Annotated in this window: 1 pseudogene; it reads left to right on the forward strand. The window is 69.9% G+C overall.

The window, feature by feature from the left end:
- Nucleotides 1-299, forward strand: a pseudogene (locus TN53_RS43865) (sulfatase-like hydrolase/transferase); the annotation flags it as partial.

Here is a 299-nt window from a genome sequence, read left to right on the forward strand (position 1 = left end):
CCCCCTACCAGTGGACCAAGCAGGTCGCCTCGCACTTCGGCGGCACCCGGGACGGCATGATCCTGCACTGGCCGCGCGGGGTCCCCGAACGCGGCGGGCTGCGTCACCAGTTCTCGCACGTGATCGACGTACTGCCGACCATCCTCGACTGCATCGGAGTCCCGGTCCCGTTCAGCGTGGACGGGGTGCCGCAGCAGCCCATCGAGGGCACGAGCATGCGGGGGACGCTCGCCGACCCCCGGGCACCCGAGCATCGCCGTACCCAGTACTTCGAGATGTGCGGCAACCGGGGCATCTAC

This window comes from Streptomyces sp. WM6386, from assembly GCF_000972385.1.
Classification (GTDB): domain Bacteria; phylum Actinomycetota; class Actinomycetes; order Streptomycetales; family Streptomycetaceae; genus Streptomyces.